This is a genomic window from Paraburkholderia sp. J12, assembly GCF_905220215.1.
Lineage (GTDB): Bacteria > Pseudomonadota > Gammaproteobacteria > Burkholderiales > Burkholderiaceae > Paraburkholderia.
The window spans coordinates 130,992-151,305 of sequence record NZ_CAJMZC010000009.1; the positions used below are offsets into that span (position 1 = coordinate 130,992).

At 65.6% G+C, this 20,314-nt stretch carries 17 protein-coding genes; 3 read left to right on the forward strand and 14 right to left on the reverse strand.

What is annotated here, in order from left to right; genetic code table 11:
- Window positions 1-2: 2 nt before the first annotated feature.
- Window positions 3-548, reverse strand: coding sequence for a peptidylprolyl isomerase (locus tag U5760_RS19875; RefSeq protein ID WP_322013996.1), 546 nt, complete (start codon window positions 546-548; stop codon window positions 3-5).
- 32 nt (window positions 549-580) lie between these two features.
- On the opposite strand from U5760_RS19875, the gene U5760_RS19880 reads away from it, so the two are divergent.
- Together U5760_RS19880 and U5760_RS19885 are read left to right on the forward strand one after the other, a co-directional pair.
- Complete coding sequence (locus U5760_RS19880; protein WP_322013997.1) at window positions 581-1,813, forward strand: cupin domain-containing protein; 1,233 nt, start codon at window positions 581-583, stop codon at window positions 1,811-1,813.
- A 231-nt stretch (window positions 1,814-2,044) separates the two neighbouring features.
- On the forward strand, window positions 2,045-2,320 hold the full coding sequence (locus tag U5760_RS19885; protein ID WP_322013998.1) for a hypothetical protein: 276 nt from the start codon (window positions 2,045-2,047) through the stop codon (window positions 2,318-2,320).
- A 279-nt stretch (window positions 2,321-2,599) separates the two neighbouring features.
- Here the strand turns inward: U5760_RS19885 and U5760_RS19890 are convergent, their stop codons facing one another.
- From U5760_RS19890 to U5760_RS19900, 3 genes are all read right to left on the reverse strand, one after another.
- A complete protein-coding gene (locus tag U5760_RS19890; protein WP_322013999.1) occupies window positions 2,600-4,861 on the reverse strand; it encodes an ATP-dependent DNA helicase in 2,262 nt (753 codons plus the stop codon).
- Window positions 4,862-4,937: 76 nt separating this feature from the next.
- Window positions 4,938-5,171, reverse strand: a complete 234-nt coding sequence (locus tag U5760_RS19895) for a DUF465 domain-containing protein (protein ID WP_322014123.1) — start codon at window positions 5,169-5,171, stop codon at window positions 4,938-4,940.
- An 81-nt stretch (window positions 5,172-5,252) separates the two neighbouring features.
- On the reverse strand, window positions 5,253-6,146 hold the full coding sequence (locus U5760_RS19900; RefSeq protein WP_415914141.1) for a colicin transporter: 894 nt from the start codon (window positions 6,144-6,146) through the stop codon (window positions 5,253-5,255).
- A gap of 354 nt (window positions 6,147-6,500) precedes the next feature.
- Between U5760_RS19900 and U5760_RS19905 the strand changes: the two genes are divergently transcribed.
- A complete protein-coding gene (locus tag U5760_RS19905) occupies window positions 6,501-8,870 on the forward strand; it encodes a Tex family protein (protein WP_322014001.1) in 2,370 nt (789 codons plus the stop codon).
- A gap of 87 nt (window positions 8,871-8,957) precedes the next feature.
- Here U5760_RS19905 and U5760_RS19910 read toward each other — a convergent pair whose 3' ends face one another.
- From U5760_RS19910 to der, 10 genes are all read right to left on the reverse strand, one after another.
- Window positions 8,958-10,844, reverse strand: a complete 1,887-nt coding sequence (locus tag U5760_RS19910; protein WP_322014002.1) for a potassium transporter Kup — start codon at window positions 10,842-10,844, stop codon at window positions 8,958-8,960.
- 257 nt (window positions 10,845-11,101) lie between these two features.
- A complete protein-coding gene (locus tag U5760_RS19915) occupies window positions 11,102-11,677 on the reverse strand; it encodes a phosphoribosyltransferase (RefSeq protein ID WP_322014003.1) in 576 nt (191 codons plus the stop codon).
- Between the two features lie 26 nt (window positions 11,678-11,703).
- Window positions 11,704-13,050 carry an adenylosuccinate synthase gene (locus tag U5760_RS19920; protein ID WP_322014004.1) on the reverse strand — a complete coding sequence of 449 codons (1,347 nt, stop codon included), beginning with the start codon at window positions 13,048-13,050 and terminating at the stop codon, window positions 11,704-11,706.
- A gap of 179 nt (window positions 13,051-13,229) precedes the next feature.
- Window positions 13,230-14,381, reverse strand: a complete 1,152-nt coding sequence (locus U5760_RS19925; RefSeq protein WP_322014005.1) for an ATP phosphoribosyltransferase regulatory subunit — start codon at window positions 14,379-14,381, stop codon at window positions 13,230-13,232.
- Window positions 14,382-14,483: 102 nt separating this feature from the next.
- The gene (locus U5760_RS19930) at window positions 14,484-14,675 is read right to left on the reverse strand and encodes a DUF2065 domain-containing protein (protein ID WP_028210024.1); all 192 of its coding nucleotides are present in this window, start codon (window positions 14,673-14,675) and stop codon (window positions 14,484-14,486) included.
- 42 nt (window positions 14,676-14,717) lie between these two features.
- The gene (locus U5760_RS19935; RefSeq protein ID WP_322014006.1) at window positions 14,718-15,620 is read right to left on the reverse strand and encodes a protease modulator HflC; all 903 of its coding nucleotides are present in this window, start codon (window positions 15,618-15,620) and stop codon (window positions 14,718-14,720) included.
- A 12-nt stretch (window positions 15,621-15,632) separates the two neighbouring features.
- A complete protein-coding gene (gene hflK, locus U5760_RS19940; RefSeq protein WP_322014007.1) occupies window positions 15,633-17,099 on the reverse strand; it encodes an FtsH protease activity modulator HflK in 1,467 nt (488 codons plus the stop codon).
- A gap of 121 nt (window positions 17,100-17,220) precedes the next feature.
- Entirely contained in the window at window positions 17,221-18,408 is a 1,188-nt protein-coding gene (gene hflX / locus U5760_RS19945; protein WP_322014008.1) for a GTPase HflX, read from the reverse strand.
- A 58-nt stretch (window positions 18,409-18,466) separates the two neighbouring features.
- Window positions 18,467-18,703, reverse strand: coding sequence for an RNA chaperone Hfq (hfq, locus tag U5760_RS19950; protein ID WP_028224456.1), 237 nt, complete (start codon window positions 18,701-18,703; stop codon window positions 18,467-18,469).
- Window positions 18,704-18,864: 161 nt separating this feature from the next.
- Window positions 18,865-20,202, reverse strand: a complete 1,338-nt coding sequence (gene der / locus U5760_RS19955; protein WP_322014009.1) for a ribosome biogenesis GTPase Der — start codon at window positions 20,200-20,202, stop codon at window positions 18,865-18,867.
- Window positions 20,203-20,314: the final 112 nt, after the last annotated feature.

The window sequence follows — 20,314 nt, forward strand, 5'->3', positions numbered from 1 at the left end:
GCTTAGTGGAGCGTAGGTTTCGAACCGGCTTCGCCGTCGTCTTCCTCTTCGTCCTCGTCGACGACTTCGAGGCCGTCCGCGCCGTGGGCGTGTTCGTGCTCGATCTCGTCTTCAGTTGCTTCGCGCACTTCCTTGACGGTCAGCGCAAAGCGCAGCGCCATGCCGGCGAGCGGGTGATTGCCGTCGAGCACGACCTTGTCTTCAGCCACGTCCGTGACGGTATAGATGAGCGTGTCGAGATCTTCGTCGCCTTCTTCAGGCGTGCCTTCGAACTGCATGCCGACTTCGAGCGGCTCCGGGAAACGGTTGCGCGGCTCGATCTTCACAAGCTCGGGATCGTACTCCCCGAAAGCGTCCTGCGGGTCGAGCTGGATCTGGGTCTCGAAGCCCGGCTCCTGCCCGTCCAGCACTTCCTCGATCTTGGGGAACGTGCCATCATAGCCGCCGTGCAGATAGACCATCGGCTCGTCGCTCTCCTCGATCAGATTGCCCTGCGCATCCGATAGCTTGTAAGCGACCGACACGACGGTGTCCTTTGCGATTTTCATTCGATCCTCCAGAATACAGCCCACATTATACGATGCCCAAGCGGTCCCCAGACCACGCGGTGCATGCCCGCAAGCGGCACACCCCACCCGTTCCGGCACGTCCTGCGCCCGATGAACCGGCCCCGCTCCTCGGCGGCCTCACCCCGGCGCAGTTCATGAAGCGATACTGGCAGAAAAAGCCGCTCCTGATCCGCCAGGCGATACCCGACATCGAAGCGCCGCTCGCACGCGACGAACTCTTCGCGCTCGCCGACAGCGACGACGTCGAATCGCGGCTCATCACGCATTTCCGACGCCACTGGGCGCTCGAGCACGGGCCGTTCTCGCCCGACGAGTTGCCCTCGCCCAACACGCGCCAGTGGACGCTGCTCGTGCAAGGCGCCGACCTGCACGACGACCGGGCGCGCGCGCTGCTCGAACGCTTTCGCTTTGCGCCGGACGCGCGCCTCGACGACCTCATGATCTCGTACGCATCGGACGGCGGCGGCGTGGGCCCGCACTTCGATTCCTACGACGTCTTTCTGTTGCAGGTTCATGGCAAGCGGCGCTGGCGCATCGGCGCGCAACGCGACCTGTCGCTAGAAGAAGGCCTGCCGCTGAAGATCCTTGCAAACTTCGAGCCGGAAGAGGAATGGGTGCTCGAGCCCGGCGACATGCTCTATCTGCCACCGCACATCGCGCACGATGGTGTCGCCGAAGGCGAGTGCATGACCTGCTCGATCGGCTTTCGTTCTCCTTCCACGTCGGAGCTCACGAGCCAGTTCCTCTACTGGCTCGCCGAGCGCGGCACGGACCGGGCGCCGGCCACGCCGGCGCTCTATCGCGACCCGGACCAGCCGGCTGTCGAGCACCCGGCGCAGTTACCGCCGGCACTGGTGTCACGCGTGGGGGATGTGCTCGCAAAAGTACGCTGGAGCGAAGCTGATGTATCTTCCTTCGTGGGCTCGTGGTTGAGCGAACCGAAGTCGAATGTCGTCTTCGACGCCCCCGAGCGGCCGCTGAACGAGGCAAGATTTGTCGCGCAGGCAGCAAAAAGCGGCCTGGTACTCGACCGGCGGACGATCCTGCTTTACGATGCGCGCTCGTACTACCTGAACGGGGAACAGTACTTGCTCAGAGAGTCGAGAAAGTGGCTGCCGGCATTCGCCGACAACCGCTCGATGGACGGGAAACGCTTTGTAACACTCTCGCACGATTCGTCAATGACAGCGTTGCTGCACGAATGGTATTGTGCGGGCTGGATACGGGTGGGGGTGCTTGCCTGAGCGCTCCAGGCTGTTATTCCGTACTAATATAGTGCTTGTATGAGAAAGACAACGTATTGTCCCCGGATTTGTCGACGGTCGATACGAAAGTGCCTATAATTCCCGCCCAGGCCGTAGGGAAGATTCACGCTCTTGCAGTGCGTCTCCACCAGCGGCTCAGGTCGGTGTTGGGGCACATTACCGGTATTATTTTGCGCTGTTGCTTACCTTTAACCATAAAAGGACGTGATCATGAAGAAATCCCTCCTCGTAGCATCCCTGCTGGCAGCCGTTGCACTCGCTGCGTGCAACAAGAGCAGCGACCAAGCTGCTGCGCCGGCTAGCGACGCAACCGCTGCTTCGGCACCGGCTGCTGCCGCTTCGGACGCTGCTGCTGCTGCTTCGGGCGCTGCCGCTGCTGCGAGCGACGCTGCTGCTTCGGCTACCGCTGCTGCTTCGGACGCTGGCGCTGCTGCTTCGGACGCAGGCGCTTCGGCTGCTGCTCCGGCTTCGGGCGCGAGCAACTAAGCTGCATTCGCGCGATGCCCGCACGGAGCTTGTCTCCAGCGGGCTTGCCGCGAACCGTCGTGTTGCCAGGCGCTTTGCGCTCGAGCATACGGCGGGCAAGCAAAAAAGCCACGAACTCAGGTTCGTGGCTTTTTTGCTTTTGGGCAACCGGTCTGCTTAGGGTTAGGGTCGCGTGCTGTTCTATGCAACCTGCATGAATTGACAGGACAATAGGCAGGATCACCGACCGGCACCGGGGAGCGTCTTGATAAGCGACGACCCCGGTTCACTCGACGCTCGTTACGCCTCGCCTTCCTCTTCCCTGCCGAAGAACGCCTTCACGACCTCGATTTCCCGCGTGCGCTTGAACGGCGGCAGGCTTTGCCAGATACGCCGGCCATACGGTTTATCGACGAGCCGCGTATCGCAGATCATCAGCACGCCGCGATCGGTTTCCGCGCGGATCAGGCGCCCTGCGCCCTGCTTGAGCGTAATCACGGCCTGGGGCAGCTGATGTACCGCGAACGGGCTCAAGCCCTTCTTCGAGAGCGCATCGAGCCGCGCCGCCAGCACCGGGTCGTCGGGCGGCGCGAACGGCAGCTTGTCGATCACGACGAGCGAAAGCGCATCACCGCGCACGTCCACGCCTTCCCAGAAGCTCTGGCTGCCCACCAGAATGGCGTTGCCGTAAGCGCGGAACCGCTCCAGCAATTCCGTGCGGCTCGCATCGCCCTGCACGAGCAAAGGCGTCTTCCAGCCGCGCGCCTCGATCGTGTCGCGCAGCTTCGCAGCGATCCGGTCCACCGCACGCAGCGTCGTGCACAGCATGAAAACACCGCCGCCCGAAGCCTCGATGGCCGGCAGTGCCGCGTCGAACACGGCATCGGTGAACTGCGGCGACGAGGGCTGCGGCATATTGCGCGGCACGTAGAGCAGGCCCTGCTCGGGATAGTCGAACGGGCTCGGCAGCGTCATCGAGCGGCGTGCACTGAGGCCCATCTGCGCGGCATAGTGCGTGAAATCGCCGCGCACCGAAAGCGTCGCCGACGTGAAGACCCACGTGCGCGGCACGCCCGCACGCTGCTTCGCGAAAATCGGGGCGACCGAAAGCGGCGTCTCGTGCAACTGCACCGTGTGCGAGAACACCTCGACCCAGCGGACTTTCTCGTCGGTATCGGCATGTTCGTCGTCAGCGGCGTTCTTGCCCTCGCCGGCGGCTTGGGGCTGGCTAGCCTCGCGTGCGGGTGCGGCACCGCCCTGCGGGGCCGTCCAGCCCGCCAGAATGCCTTGCAATTCGCGCGCACGGCGAAGGCAGGCGCCCAGCGACTCCGCACGCTCCGCCTGACCGGCGAGCGCCGTGGCCAGCACACCGAGTTCGGTCTGCAAGGCATCGAGCGCGTCGAAGAGCGGATGGTCGTCCGGCAACTGCGTGATCGAAAGCCGCAACGAGTCTTCCTTGAAGGCAAGACGCACGTCGCGCGCCGCACGCTCCAGCCCCGCGGCGAGCTTCACCCACTCCACCGCATCGCGCGCATGGCTCAGGCCCTCGGCCACGCAATCGCGGGCGAGTTCGAGGAACTGCGAGGTCGAAAGCGTCTCGCCGAAGAAGAGCGTCGCCGTTTCGGGCAGCTGATGCGCTTCGTCGAAGATGATCGTGTTCGCGCTCGGCAGCAGCTCGGCCATGCCCGTGTCGCGCAGCATGATGTCGGCGAAGAACAGGTGGTGATTCACGACCACGATGTCCGCCTGCTGCGCCTCACGGCGCGCCTGCATCACGAAGCAATCCTTGTAGTGCGGACACTCCTGGCCGAGGCAGTTATCGCGCGTCGAGGTCACCATCGACCACACCGCCGCCGTTTCCGGCACGCTCGCGAGCTCGGCCTTGTCGCCCGAGCGCGTGATCTTCGCGAAACGCACGATCTCCTGCAGCCAGGACGTTTCCTGGCGCGACGGCAGCCGGCCGTTGTCGGCCGTGCGCTGCAGGTAGTAGTGGCACAGGTAGTTCGAGCGGCCCTTGAGCATCGCAACGCTCACGGGCACCGCGAGCGCATCGCGCACCGTGGGAATATCGCGCTGGAACAACTGGTCCTGGAGATGCTTCGTGCCCGTGGAGACAACCACCTTGCCGCCCCACAACATGGCCGGCACAAGATACGCATAGGTCTTGCCGGTACCCGTGCCCGCCTCGACGATCAGCGTGTTGTCGCCGGAATCGGCGACAGCCTTGGCGGCTTCGTCGGCGCGATCCTGCGGCGCGGCGCCCGCACTACCCTGGCGGCGCGCGGGGCGCGACTGCAACTCGAATGTCGAAGGATCCGGCAACGCCTGGGCCGCGGCTTCCATGGCGGCCGCTACCGCACGCGCCATCTCGATCTGCGAGGCACGCGGACGATAGCCGTCGATCTCGCGGGCAAGCAGCCCGTCGGCCGCGAACAGGTCGTCGAGTTCGGCCGCGCGCCGCGCGGTGAGCGGTGCCGCGGCGGCACGCTCGGGACGTGCGTCATCGGCCGGCGCGCCGCCTTCGGGCGCGGGCCGGGATCGCGAAACAGTCGTTGAATTCAAGGCAAGCGGTTCCTGCTCGTTCCGGCGGCCGCGGCGTTCTCGATGCCGTGCCCCGGCGCCTGCCGGGACCCGGACTCTAGCCGTGCCCGTCCGAAGTCTTCGGTGAATCGGGGTCCAGCTGCAGTTGCAGCAGGATGATGTTGTCCTTGACCTTGAGCTTGCGCTTCTTGAGCCTCTGCAGTTCGAGATCGTCGCTTCCCGGCGTCTCGGCCATGCGGTCGATCATACGGTCCAGATCGCCGTGCTCGGACTCCAGCTGGAGTATCCGGTCACGAAGGACCGCGGCCTTGACTTCACGTTGCTCGCGCATGCTCGCCTCCTCGTTCTGAGCGGCGCGCCCCTGCACGATCAGGCGGCGCACCTGAGGTTGCTGTCTGGCCAAAAAAGCGTGCTACTGGTCTTGCGGTTGCTGCTGCGGTTGCGCTTGTTGCTGCTGCTGTTGCTTCTGCTGCGCCTTCTCGGCCGCCTGCTTCTGACGCTCTTCCACGTCGGCTTTGTGCTTCGCCGCGTCTTCCTGCTTCTGCTGGTAGCGCTCGGCCTTCTGCTCGCGCTCCGCGGCCTTCTGCTGGCCCTGGCGGTGAGCTTCGTCGAGCTTCTGCTGGAAGTCGGACTGCTTCTGATCGTACGCGGCCTGGTTCGCCGAGCGCTGGGCCTGTGCCTGCTCGCCCTGGCGCTGCGCTTGATCCAGCGCGTGCTGCTGCAACTTCTGCTGGTACGCCTGCTCGTTCGCGGCACGTTGCGGCGCTTCGGCCGCGCGCTGCTGCTGGTCGAGCACGTGTTGCTGCTGTTTCTGCTCGTAGGCTGCTGCATTACGCGCGTCGTTGGCGGCGCGCTGCGGCGCGTCGGCTTCGTCCTGGGCACGCTGCAGCGCGGCCTGCTCGTCGCGGCGCCGCGCGTGGTCCGCGCGCTGCTCTTCGTCGAGCTGCAACTGCTGGCTGCGGATATCGGCCTGCTCGACGCGCATCTGGTCGCGCGCCTTGCCAAGGCAATGATTCACGAAAAACGTGCTATAGCAGTCATGCTGCGCGACGCCATAGCGGTAATTGTTCTCCGCCGTGCGGCGGTCCAACACCTTCTGGCGTGCATCGAACCCGGCCTGCACGCTGTCCGTCGCACCCGCCGACGACGCCGACACGGCATCGAGCGGCCTCGCCGTGACGCCCGTTCCCGAGGCCACCCAGGGCGCCGCCGCCCCGTTCTGCGGCGCTACGCCGCCCAGCGCGGCCGGCACCTCGGCACTGGCCGGGAGCGCATTCTGCGCATTCGGCTCCGTCGGCGCACGCATGGCCGCATCGGACGCCGCGCTCTCCTGCGCCTGTGCCGGCACACCTGCCGTAGCGCACAACGCGATGGCGCAAGCCGCCACGCGGGTGGCGGTCCGCCAGTGGGCGCCGGCGCGCAAACTGGGCTTAACGAGGGGGAAACCGGGGAGCAAGCGCGAGATCGTCAACGTCTTCTGGTGGCAGCGGGACATGGCCGAAATTCTAACACCCCCCGGGTTGAGCGCTCCGGCATTTATGGCAAAATGCCCCGCTCCACCGGCCGCGGGCCGCCCGATCTCGTTGATCCGGGTCTCTCCCGCACGGCCCGGCACGCGCAACCCGATGCAACCCGATCCTCGCAGGAATATCCAGACCCTATGACGGAAAACGTAGCACTCAAGATCGTCCAGCGTATCGCCACCGAACTGACCGTCCAGCCGCGCCAGGTAGCCGCCGCCGTACAGCTTCTCGACGAAGGCGCGACCGTTCCGTTCATCGCCCGCTACCGCAAGGAAGTCACGGACAACCTCGACGATACGCAGCTGCGCACGCTCGAAGAGCGGCTCCTGTATCTGCGCGAACTCGAAGAGCGCCGCGCCACGATCCTCGCGAGCATCGAAGAACAGGGCAAGCTCACCGACGAGCTGCGCCGCGCCATCGAAACCGCGGACAGCAAGCAGGTGCTCGAAGACCTCTACCTGCCCTACAAGCCCAAGCGCCGCACGCGCGCGCAGATCGCGCGCGAAGCGGGCCTGCAGCCGCTCGCCGATGCGCTCCTCGCCAATCCGCAGCTCGATCCGCAAACGGAAGCCGCGCAATACGTGGATGCCGAAAAGGGCGTGGCCGACGTGAAGGCCGCCCTCGACGGCGCACGCGACATTCTCTCGGAACAGTTCGGCGAAACGGCCGAACTGCTCGGCAAGCTGCGCCTGTGGCTGCACGACGAGGGCGTGGTGAGCTCGACGGTCGTGGAAGGCAAGGAAGGCGAAGAAGGCGAGAAGTTCCGCGACTACTACGAGTACTCCGAAACCATCAAGACCATCCCCTCGCACCGGGCGCTCGCCCTCTTCCGCGCGCGCAACGCGGGCGTGCTGATGGTCAAGCTTGGGCTCGGCACCGAGCAGGATGCGCTCGTGCCGCATCCGGGCGAAGGCCGGATCGCGCGCCACTTCGGCATTGCGAACCAGGGCCGCCCCGCCGACAAGTGGCTCTCCGACGTCTGCCGCTGGTGCTGGCGCGTGAAGGTGCAGCCGCACCTCGAAAACGAACTGCTCACGGGCCTGCGCGAGCAGGCCGAAACCGAAGCGATTCACGTGTTCGCGCGCAACCTCAAGGATCTGCTGCTCGCCGCGCCCGCGGGCCCGAAGGCCGTGATCGGCCTCGATCCGGGCCTGCGCACGGGCGTGAAGGTGGCCGTCGTCGATCGCACCGGCAAGCTGCTCGCCACCGACACGATCTACCCGCACGAACCGCGCCGCGACTGGGACGGCTCGATCGCGAAGCTCGCGCGCATTGCCGCGCAGACCCAGGCCGAACTCGTCAGCATCGGCAACGGCACGGCCTCGCGCGAAACCGACAAGCTCGCGAGCGAGCTGATGTCGCGCCATCCGGAGCTCAAGCTGCAGAAGATCGTCGTATCCGAGGCCGGTGCGTCAGTTTATTCGGCGTCCGAACTGGCGGCGAAGGAATTTCCCGAACTCGACGTGTCGCTGCGCGGCGCGGTCTCCATCGCGCGCCGCCTGCAGGATCCGCTCGCCGAACTCGTGAAGATCGAGCCGAAGGCCATCGGTGTCGGCCAGTATCAGCACGACGTGAACCAGCGCGAGCTGGCCCGCTCGCTCGACGCCGTGGTCGAAGACTGCGTGAACGCCGTGGGCGTGGATGCCAATACCGCATCGGTCGCGCTGCTCGCGCGCGTGTCGGGACTGAATGCGACGCTCGCCCGCAATATCGTCGATTACCGCGATGCCAACGGTCCCTTCCCCTCGCGCGAGCATTTGAAGAAAGTCCCGCGCCTCGGCGACAAGACCTTCGAGCAGGCGGCGGGCTTTTTGCGCATCAACGGCGGCGAGAACCCGCTCGACCGCTCGTCGGTGCACCCGGAAGCGTACCCGGTCGTCGAGCGCATGCTCGCGAAGATCAGGCGCACGATCGGCGACGTGCTCGGCAGCCGCGAAGCGCTCTCGGGCCTCTCGCCCGCCGAGTTCGTCGACGAGCGCTTCGGGCTGCCCACCGTGCGCGACATTCTCTCCGAGCTCGAAAAACCGGGCCGCGATCCGCGCCCCGAGTTCAAGACCGCGACCTTCCGCGAAGGCGTCGAAAAGGTCTCGGACCTCGAACCGGGCATGCTGCTCGAAGGCGTGGTGACGAACGTGGCCGCGTTCGGTGCCTTCATCGACATCGGCGTGCATCAGGACGGCCTCGTGCACGTTTCCGCGATGTCCACGAAGTTCATCAAGGACCCGCACGAAGTCGTGAAAGCCGGCCAGGTCGTCAAGGTAAAGGTGCTCGACGTCGACGTGAAGCGTCAGCGCATCGCGCTGACGATGCGCCTGAGCGACGACCCCGCGAGCGCCGGCCAGCGTAGCGGCGGCGGTGCGGCAGGTGGTGGCTCGGGCAGCGGCTCGGCCAACGCTCCGGGCCATCGCGGTGGCAACGCCGGCCAGGCGAACCGCGGCCAGCGCTCGCGCGAACCGGAACCGGCGGGCGCCATGGCTGCTGCTTTCGCGAAGCTCAAGCAGCGCTGAAACCGCAGACCCCAATGAAAAACGGCACCTCGGTGCCGTTTTTTTTGCTTTTTTGCCTTTTTTTACCTTCAGGCAAACAACCCGCGCTCAGATTTCGATCTTCGTTCCCAGCTCCACCACGCGATTCGCAGGAATGCTGAAGAAGTCCGTCGGCTTCGCCGCGTTCTGATGCATCCACGCGAACACGCGCTCGCGGAAGATCGACATGCCCGGCAGCTGCGTCGGCACGACGGTCTCGCGCGCGATGAAGAACGAGGTGTCCATCATCTCGAAGTTCATGCCTTCTGTCTTGCCCACTTCCTGCAACACGGCCTTCACGTCCGGTGTTTCGTTGAAGCCGTAGTCGGCCTTTACGAGATAGAGACCGCCGCCGATATCCTTCACGCTCAGGCGCTCCGCGTCCGGCACATAGGGAATGTCGCGGATCACGAAGGTCAGGAAGATCGTGCGCTCGTGCAGCACCTTGTTGTGCTTGAGGTTGTGCAGCAGGCTCACCGGCACCATCGTGTCGCTGCCGGTGAGGTAGATCGCCGTGCCCGACACGCGATGCGGCGGATGCGCGAGCAACCCCTGCAGGAAAGGCATGAGCGGAATGCCGTCGGCAGCCGTGCGCTCCTTCACGATCATGCGGCCCTTGTACCAGGTCATGAGCAGGAAGAAGAGCAGCGCGCCGATGCCGAGCGGCAGCCAGCCGCCCTCTTCCACCTTGAGCAGGTTCGCGCCGAAGAAGCCGAGATCGACCGCGAGGAAGATGCCGATGATCAGCGCGACGAGCGCCTTGTGCCACTTCCAGATCTCGATCATCACGACGCTCAGGAGCACCGTGGTGATGACCATGGTCGCGGTAACCGCGATGCCGTAGGCCGCCGCGAGATTGTCGGAGCTCTTGAAGCCGATCACGATGCACAGGATGACGAAGAGCAGCAGCCAGTTCACCACCGGCACGTAGATCTGCCCGATCGCGAGGTCGGATGTGTGCAGCACCTTCATGCGCGGCACGTAGCCCAGCAGGATCGCCTGGCTCGTCAGCGAATACGCGCCCGAAATCACGGCCTGCGACGCAATCACGGTGGCCACCGTCGAGAGCACGACGAGCGGCAGGAGGGCCCAGTCGGGCGCGAGCAGGAAGAACGGGTTCTCGATCGCCTTGTGGTCCTGCATGAGCAGCGCGCCCTGGCCGAAATAGTTCAGCACGAGCGACGGCATCACGAGCACGTACCAGGCCACGCGGATCGGCTTGGCGCCGAAGTGGCCCATGTCGGCATAAAGCGCCTCGGCGCCCGTCAGCACCAGCACGACCGAGCCGAGCACCACGTAGGCCTGCAGCATGTGCGCGCCCATGAAGCTGATCGCGTAGTACGGATTGAGCGCGGCGATGACGCCCGGCGTCTGCACGATGTGCGAGAGGCCGAGAATGCCGATGGTCACGAACCACAGCACCATGATCGGCCCGAACAGGCGGCCGACGAGCGCCGTGCCGTGACGCTGGATCCAGAAGAGCGCGACGAGGATCACCATCGTGAGCGGCACGACGAGATGGGAGAGCTTGGGCGCCGCGATTTCGAGACCTTCGACCGCCGAGATCACCGAGATCGCGGGGGTGATGACCGCATCCCCATAGAACATGCAGGCGCCGAAGATGCCGAGGCCCGTGAGGACCAGTGCGGCGCGGCTCGAACGCTTGAAGGTACGCAGCGCCAGCGCCATCAGCGCGAGCACGCCGCCCTCGCCGTTATTGTCGGCGCGCATCACGAACAGTACGTATTTGACGCTCACGACGATCATGATCGCCCAGAACAGCAGCGAGATGACGCCGAGGATGGACGTATCGTTGAGCGGAATCCCGTGGTCGGGGCTGAACGCCTCTTTGAGCGAATAAAGCGGGCTGGTGCCGATATCGCCGAACACCACGCCGATCGCCGCAACGGCTAGAGACGGCAGGGACTGCTTTGCCACGTGTGTGCTAGTTGTCATAGACGCGGAAATCCGTTTCGAGGCGGAAAAAAAAGCGACCGCTATTCTAAACCGGGCGCTCCACCGCGATGAGGCACCCGTTGTGGCAGTGCCACGTCGTCCATTCGGGCGAAGTGTAGCATCCGCCCCTCATCACGTCTGCCCGCGCGTGCCCATTGGATCTCGGACACGAAATCGTCACGCAAAGGAATCAGGCAAAAAAAAACGGAGCCCCGAGAGGCTCCGTTCCGGTTTCGCGGCGCGCGCAAACGAGGACGTTACGACTGCGCGCCGTTCGCGGCCGCCTGCTGCAGGCCACGCTTGATCCACGCACCCAGATTGTGCGGGCGCACCGTGTCCCATTCCTCGAAAGGCTGGTGGATCCACGGATTGGTCGGCAGGTGCTGCACGAAATAGTCGGGCTTCACCTTCGAGCAGCCCTTGTACCAGAGCACCGCCGAGCGCACGCCGGTCACGGCCGGATAACGCTCCTTGAGGTGCTGCTGCACGCGTGCGAGCGTGACGCCCGAATCGACCAGATCGTCCACGAGCAGCACGTTGCCCGAGAGCTCGCCGCGCGTCATCGTGATGTACTGGGCGATGTCGAGTTCGCCTTGTTCCGTGCCCGCCGCTTCGCGATACGAACTCGTCGCGAGAATCGCGAGCGGAAGGTCGTAGATGCGCGAGAGCTGGTCGCCCACGCGCAGGCCGCCGCGCGCGAGACACAGGATCTGGTCGAACTTCCAGCGCGACTCGTGGACTGCGAGCGCGAGGAGTTCGATCAACCGGTGATACTCATCCCAGCCGACCCACAGGTTCTTGTCGTCGTTGCGCGGGTCCGTCATCTGAATCATTCTGCACTACCCCTCATTTGCTTCTTTTACACCTTGAACGGATGACGCAGCAGGATCGTCTCGTCGCGATCCGGGCCCGTCGAGACCATGTCGATCGGCACGCCCGCCACTTCCTGCACGCGCGTGAGATAGGCCTGCGCACTCTTCGGCAGCGCATCCCATTGCGTGATGCCGATGGTGCTTTCCTTCCAGCCCGGGAAGGTCTCGTAGACCGGTTCGCACGCGGCCACCTGCGACGAGCCGCGCGGCAGGATATCGACATCCTTGCCGTCGACCTTGTAGCCCACGCAGAGCTTCACTTCGTCGAGACCGTCGAGCACGTCGAGCTTCGTGATGCACAGGCCCGTCACGCCGTTGATCTGGATCGAGCGGCGCAGCGCGGCGGCGTCGAGCCAGCCGGTGCGGCGCGGACGGCCCGTGACCGAACCGAATTCCTTGCCCACCTTCGCAAGCGTGAGGCCCACTTCTTCCTGGCGGTCGGCATTGTCGGCGTCGTAGAGCTCGCTCGGGAACGGACCCGAGCCCACGCGCGTGCAATACGCCTTGGTGATGCCGAGGATGTAGTTGAGCTGCTGCGGGCCGACGCCCGCGCCCGCCGACGCGGCACCCGCGACGCAATTGCTCGACGTGACGAACGGATAGGTGCCGTGGTCGATGTCGAGCAGCGTGCCTTGCGCGCCTTCGAACAGCAGGTTGCCGCCCTGGCGGTTCGCGTCATACAGACGTCGCGAAACATCCGTTACCATCGGCTTCAGGCGGTCGGCGTAGGAGAGCATCGTGTCGAGCGTCTGCTGGAAGTCCACCGCAGCGGCGCCCAGGTACTGCGTGAGCACGAAGTTGTGATAGTCGAGGTTCTCGCGCAGACGTTCGGCGAAGATTTCCGGCTCGAACAGGTCCTGCACGCGCAGGCCGCGACGCGCCACCTTGTCTTCGTAGGCCGGGCCGATGCCGCGGCCGGTCGTGCCGATCTTCGCGGCGCCGCGCTTCGCTTCGCGCGCCTGGTCGATGGCGATGTGGTACGGCAGGATGAGCGTGGTGGCTTCGGAGATGAAGAGGCGCTTCTGGACGTCGATGCCCGCTTCTTCGAGCTCGCCGATTTCCTTGAAGAGGGCCTCGGGCGAGAGCACCACGCCGTTGCCGATGTAGCAGGCGGTGCCGGCGCGCATGATGCCCGACGGGATCAGCCGGAGAATGGTCTTCTTGCCGCCGATGATGAGTGTGTGGCCGGCGTTGTGACCGCCCTGGAAACGCACCACGCCTTGCGCGTGGTCCGTCAGCCAGTCGACGATCTTGCCCTTGCCTTCATCGCCCCATTGGGTGCCCACGACGACGACGTTGCGCCCCGGGGTTACATTCACTGCGCTGGCAGACATGGTGTTTCGTTAGCTGGTTAAAAACGTATTCTACCTGGGTTCGGACGCACGCCCGCCTTTTTTTCCCGAAATAGCGGGAATTTTCCTTTGCACTCAAGGAACTGCGCGGCCGGCGCGGCGAATGCGAGCGTCCTCGCGCGGCCCGCTGCGGGGCCGCTTTCACCCGAGTTTTCGCCTGTTCAGGCGCGGGCTTCGACGAGCCAGGCGCCGTTGCGCTCGACCAGCACGCGATCGAACGCGAATTCGTCCATATCGTGTTCGTGGCCGGGCAGTGCCTGGATCACCACCTCGCCTGCATCGCGCAGCGCCGCCACGGCGGCGCGCAGGGCTTCGTCGTGGCGCCACGGGGCGAGGATCGCGCTGCTGCGCGCCTCGACGGGCGAAATACGGGCCACTTCGCGCAGATCGAGCGAGAAGCCCGTCGCGGCACGGGCCCGGCCATAAGCCTCACCCACCTTGTCGTAGCGGCCGCCGCGCGCCACGGCGTTCGGCACGCCGTCCACGTAGGCCGAGAACATCACGCCGCTGTGGTAGGCATAGCCGCCCAGATCGGCAAGATCGATCATCAGTTCCGCGCCGTCGATCTCGCCTACGAGGAACGCGAGGTCGTCGAGCGCGCGGGCAATGCCCGGCAGCGCCGGCAGGCGCGTGCGCGCCTCCTCCAGCACACCGGCGTCGCCATAGAGCGAGGGCAGCGCGCGCAGTGCGTCGCGCGTGAGCGGCGCGAGGTCGGCGGTCAGCTCGGCGAGGCGCGGCACGTCCTTGCCTGCGAGCGCTTCGTAGAGCGCATCGCCGAGCGCGGCCGCCGCCGGATCGGCTTCGAACAGCGCCGCGAGCACGCCTGCATGGCACAGGTCGAGGCGCACCTTGGCGAGGCCCGCGAGACGCAGCGCGTCGAGCATCAGCTGCTGGATCTCGAGGTCGGCTTCGAGCCCTGCATGCCCGTAGATTTCAGCGCCGATCTGGATCTGTTCGCGCGTGGCGTGCAGACCGCGCGGACGCGTATGCAGCACGTTGCCCGCGTAGCACAGGCGCGTCACGCCCTGGCGGTTCAGCAGGTGGGCGTCGATGCGCGCCACCTGCGGCGTCATGTCGGCACGCAGGCCGAGCGTGCGGCCCGAGATCTGGTCGACGAGCTTGAACGTGCGCAGATTCAGGTCGCGCCCGCTGCCCGTGAGCAGCGACTCGAGATACTCGAGCAGCGGCGGCATGACCATTTCGTAGCCGTAGGCACGAAAACGGTCCAGCAGGCGCCGGCGCAGCTCTTCGATCTTGCGTGCCTCGGAAGGCAGCACGTCGGCAATATTCTCGGGAAGTAACCAGGTCGACATCGGTTGAGTCCTACCACTATGAAGGCGGCGCGCGAATCGCAAATCGCGCGGGCCGGGGAACCGGAACGCACGGCGCAAAGCGGCGCGTGCGTTCGTTTGCAATCAGGTTGCGAGCATCAGGAGCACGAGGCCGAGCCCCATCACGATCAGCCCGCCGATCCGGATGTGATGCGGCGGCCTTTCCGCGATTTTACGGAATGTGTCGCGCCACGCCGTCGGAAAGACGAAGGGGAACATGCCCTCGATAATCAGCATCAGCGCGATCGCGAGCAACAGGGATCCAGCAATGTCCATGCTAAAGGAACGCGCCGCAAGCGGCGCGGCGTCTCGTTTTGTCTAGTGTTTGCGCGGGGCGGCCGGGGCCGGCGTATTCTCGCCGCCGTTCGGGCCGCGCATGAAGCGGAAGAAGTCGCTCGACGAATCGACCACGACCACGTCGCCGGGCTTGAAGCTGTCGCGCAGCGCCTGCATGCTCTGATAGAACTGATAGAACTGCGGGTCGTGCCCATAAGCTTCCGCGGCGATCGCCGCGGCCTTGCCGTCGCCCTCGCCCTTGATGGCCTGGGCCTCGGCATAAGCCTGCGCGACGGCGTCCTGCTGCTTGCGCTCCGCGTCGTCCTTGATCTGCTGTGCATCGGCCGCGCCCTGGGCGCGCTCGTCGGCGGCCATCTGCTCGCGGGCGGCGCTCATGCGCTTGTAGACCGCGTCCGCAAGCTCCGGCGGATAGTCGAGGCGCGTGAGCTCGATGTCGATCACGTCGATGCCGAGCGGCGCCGCGGCGGTGCGCAGTGCGTCGCGCGCGTCGTTGGCGATGGCTTCCTGCTGCGCGAGCGCGGCGCTGAGCGTGACCTTGGAGAACGCATCCGCCAGCGCATCGCGCGAAAGCGAGGCGAGACGGTCGGCGAGCGTCTGCGGGTCGCCCTTCGTCGCGGCGAAGAACTTGAGCGGATCGGCAATGCGATAGCGGATCACCGGGTTCACGAGCAGTTCGGTCTTGTCGGCCGTCGTGTAGCGGTCGGCGTCGGGGGCGTCGAACGCCTCCACGCGCGTATCGATGAACGTCGCCGTCTGGAACGGCGGCGGCAGCTTCACGTGAATGCCCGGGCCCGCGAGCGTGGCCGGGCTGCCGCCCGAGGACGAAATGACGGCCACGTGGCGCGGATCGACGACGAACACCGACGACGATGCGACCAGCACGGCCACGACGACCACAACGACGAGCGCAATGATTCGGTTCATGAGTGCGCTCCGTTATTGCACGTCGTCTTCGCGGCCGCGGCTGCGGAACGCGTCGCGCGAGCGGAATGCGTCGCTCGCGGCGGCAGCGGCGTCGCTGGCCGAGGGTGCGGGCGCGGCGCCCGGCTGCGCATTCTGCTGGGCGCCCTGGGCGCTTTGTGATGCGCCCTGCTGTACACCCTGCTGTGCGCCCTGCTGATCGCCTTGCTGCTGCGCGTCGCCCGAGGCGGGCGCGGCGGCCGACGAGGCATCCGGTGTCGAAACACCAGGCGCGACCGCAGACGCGCCCGATGCCGCAGCAGCGGCCGCGGCGCGCTGACGCGTGGCGTCGACGAGCTTGTCGAGCGGCAGGTAGATCACGTTGTTGCCGGACTTGCTGTCGACGAACACCTTCGTCGTATTCGAGTAGATGTGCTGCATGGTCTCCAGATACATGCGCTCGCGAATCACGGCCGGCGCCTTCGCGTATTGCTCATAGACTTGCATGAAGCGCTGGGCGTCGCCCTGCGCTTCGTCGACCACGCGTTCGCTGTAGGCCTTCGCATCGTCGATCAGACGGGTGCCGTCGGCCTGCGCGCGCGGCAGCAGCTGATCGGCGTAGGCCTGCGCGTCGCGCTTCGCGCGCTCGCGATCCTGATGCGCCTTTGCGGCGTCGTCGAAAGCGGCCTGCACCTGCTCAGGCGCCTGCACGCTCTGGATCGTCACGCCGGTCACGGCGAGACCCGTCTTGTACGCGTCGAGCGAATGCTGGATCGCGTCGGCCAGTTGCGCGCGAATCGGCTCGCGGTCCGCGTAGAGCAGATCGTTCGTGCTGCGCGCGCCCACCACCGTGCGCACGGCCGCCTGCGCTGCCTGCGTGACGGTGAGATCGGGATCGACGCTCTGGAACAGGTAGTCGGTCGGTTGCTTCACCTGGTATTGCACCGTGAAGCGCACGTCGAGAATGTCGCCGTCGTGCGTGATGACCGAGGCGTCCTTGACGTTGGCCGGACGCACGAGATTGTTGCGCCCGATCTCGACCGAACGGATCTGGTCGATGTTCACCACTTCGTGGGTCTGGAACGGATACGGCAGGCGCCAGTGCACGCCCTGGCCGACGGTATAGCGGTACTGGCCGAACTGCAGCACGACGCCGGCCTGCCCGTCCTGGATGACATAGACGCCGCTGCCCACGTAGATCGCAATCAGCACGCCGATCACGATGCCCACGCCGATGCGGGCGCCATTGCCGTTGTCGGGACGCGAGCCGAGGTTGCCCGGGCCCTTACCGTTGCCCTTGCGGCCGAAAAACGTGGAGAGACGGCGATTGAAGTCGCGCCACATCTCGTCGAGATCGGGCGGCCCGTCGTTGTCCCCGCCCTTGCTCGGGGGACGGCGCGAGTCGTCCGGGCGCTCGCCGTCGCCACGACCCCAACGCGGGTCGTTCAACGAGAAAATGGCGCGCGCGCGCTGCCAGCCAGACCGCTTGTTGTAATCGTTCACCTGAGTTCGTTCACCAGAGTAGACAGCGGGTCAATGCGTGCGGCTTTCGCCGGCCCTGGGGCACTGCGCCCGACGAAAAAGCCGGCGTGGCCGCACGGATCGATGGCGCCGGGGCGCGGCGTCAGTGGCCGTGTTCCGGTTCCCTGCGAGGTTCGTGGGGCACCGCGTTCCAGTCGGCGGCGGCAGGCGGCTGCGACACGTCGGCGATCGGCTCGGCAGTCGCAATTTCGGCGATGGCGGCGCGCAGCGCATCCAGTCCGACGCCCGTGCGCGCGCTCAAAAAGACGCGCGAAATATTACCATACTCGTCCCGCTCGACCGTGCCGCCGCGGGCCGCCAGTTCGGGCACGGCGTCGATCTTGTTGAACACCAGCACCTGACGGATCGTGTCCGCGCCGATGTCGTGCAGGACCCCGTTGACCTGATCGATCTGGTCAAGACGCACGGCGCTCGATGCATCGACCACGTGCAGCAGCAAATCGGCCTGAACGGTTTCTTCGAGCGTCGCGCGAAACGCCGCGACGAGCTGGTGAGGCAGTTCGCGGATGAACCCCACCGTATCGGAGAGCACGATCTGGCCGACCTCGCCCCCCAGCCAGACACGCCGCGAGGTGGTGTCGAGCGTGGCGAACAGTTGGTCGGCGGCATAGGCCTGCGCCTTCGTGAGCGCATTGAAGAGCGTGGATTTGCCTGCGTTCGTATAGCCGACGAGCGAGACCGACATGGTCTGGTTGCGCTGGCGCTGGCGCCGCTGCGTGCCGTGCTGACGGCGCAGCTTGGCGAGGCGTCCCTGCAGCATCTTGATACGGTCGCCGAGCAGCCGGCGGTCGGTTTCGAGCTGCGTTTCGCCGGGGCCGCGCAGGCCGATACCGCCCTTCTGGCGCTCGAGGTGGGTCCACGCGCGCACGAGGCGCGTGGCGAGGTATTGCAACTGTGCGAGCTCGACCTGCAGCTTGCCTTCATGGCTGCGGGCGCGCTGCGCGAAGATATCGAGAATCAGGCTCGTGCGGTCCACCACGCGGCGATTGAGCGCGCGCTCCAGATTGCGCTGCTGGGCCGGCGAGAGAGCGTGATTAAAGATGACGATTTCGACGTCGTGCGATTCGCACGCGAGACGCAGTTCTTCGGCCTTGCCGCTGCCGATGAACATGGCGGCGTCCGGGCTCGAGCGTCGGCCGGTGAGCGTGACGGCGGGATGAGCGCCCGCACTCTGTGCGAGCAGGCTGAGTTCTTCGAGACTGGCTTCGAAATCGGTCTTGCCGAAGTCGATGCCGACAAGTGCGGCGTTGGTCAAATTAGCGGATGTCAAAATGGAAACGGCCGGTCCGGTTCGCCTTTGGAGCGTCCCGGACCGGCCGTACCGTGGATCAGGACGTTTCCGAATCCGGGTGGAAGTTCACCGGACGGGCGGGGACGACCGTGGAAATGGCGTGCTTGTAAACCATCTGCGTAACCGTATTACGGAGCAACACGACGTACTGGTCGAACGATTCAATGTTCCCTTGAAGCTTGATGCCGTTGACCAGATAGATCGAAACAGGCACGTGCTCCTTGCGCAGCGCGTTCAAAAACGGGTCTTGTAACAGTTGCCCTTTGTTGCTCATAGCAAACTCCGTATTTTTTTGCAGGTTTAACTTGGACTGATGCCGAAGAAAAAGAAATCCGGCACCAATCGCTACACTATAGCCGATTCTCGTTCACCGGCGCGGATCCGGACCGCCCCGCCAGGACTGCGCGTGCGGCCATGTGCGCCAGCGAACACGGCTCAGCTTTTCTCGGTGTAGGGGTTCGTCGAGGAACGAAACTCTATGCGCAATGGAGTCCCCGTCAGCGAGAAAGTTTCCCGGAAGCGGTTCTCCAGATAACGCTTGTAAGTCTCCGTCACGGCGTCGAGTGCGTTGCCGTGAATGACGATGATCGGGGGGTTCTGTCCCCCCTGGTGCGCGTAGCGCAGCTTCGGGCGCACCGGGCCGCGGCGGCGCGGCTGCTGGAACTCCACGGCTTCGATCAGCGCGCGCGTGAGCTTCGGCGTAGGCAATTTCGCCATGGCGGCCGCGTAGGCCGCATCCACCGAGCGCATCAGCGCGCCGATGCCGAACTTCTCGGTCGCCGAGATGAAGTGGAACTTCGCGAAGTCGAGGAACTTGAGCTTGCGCAGCAGGTGGTGCTTGATCTGCTCGCGCGCGTGCTCGTCGAGACCGTCCCACTTGTTCACGGCCACCACGAGCGCCCGGCCCTGCTCCACCACGAAGCCCGCGATATGCGCGTCCTGGTCGGAGATCTCCTGGTGCGCGTCGAGCATCAGGATCACGACGTTCGCGTCGGCAATCGACTGCAACGTCTTCACCACCGAAAACTTTTCGACGGCTTCGAACACCTTGCCGCGGCGGCGCAGGCCCGCCGTGTCGATGAGCGTGTACTTCTTGCCGCCGCGCTCGAAGTCGATATAGATCGAATCGCGCGTCGTGCCCGGCATGTCGAACGCGATCACGCGGTCTTCGCCGAGCAGCGTGTTCACGAGCGTCGACTTGCCCACGTTCGGCCGACCCACGATCGCAATCTTGATGCCGTGCTTTTCGGCGTCCTCTTCACTTTCTTCGGGCTGTTCGGCGTAGGCCTGATCGAGCGCCTCGTTGATCATCTCGGTCACGCCGTCGCCGTGCGCGGCAGAAATGGCGCGCGGGTCGCCAAGGCCCAGCTCGTAGAAGTCGGCGGCCACGGCCGAGTACTTCATGCCCTCGGCCTTGTTCACCACGAGGAAGATCGGCCGGCCGGTCTTGCGCAGATAGTCGGCAATGTGCTTGTCCTGCGGCGCGAGGCCGTTGCGACCGTCGCAGATGAACACGACGATGTCGGCCTCCGCCACCGCCTGGCGGGTCTGGCGCGCCATCTCGTGCAGGATGCCGTCCTTCGCGACGGGCTCGAAGCCGCCCGTGTCCACGACGAGGTACGGACGATCGCCCGTGCGCCCCTCGCCGTAGTGACGGTCGCGCGTGAGGCCCGGCAGGTCGGCCACCAGCGCATCGCGCGAGCGCGTGAGCCGGTTGAACAGCGTGGATTTCCCCACATTGGGGCGCCCGACGAGGGCGATTACGGGTTTCATCTGATCTTTTCTACGGTAAGGCGCGGCACCGGAATTCCGGCGCGCTGCGCGGCAACGGCCTGCGCCTGCAGGGGCGGCATCAGTTGCAAATTATCACGAAATATCACGAAAC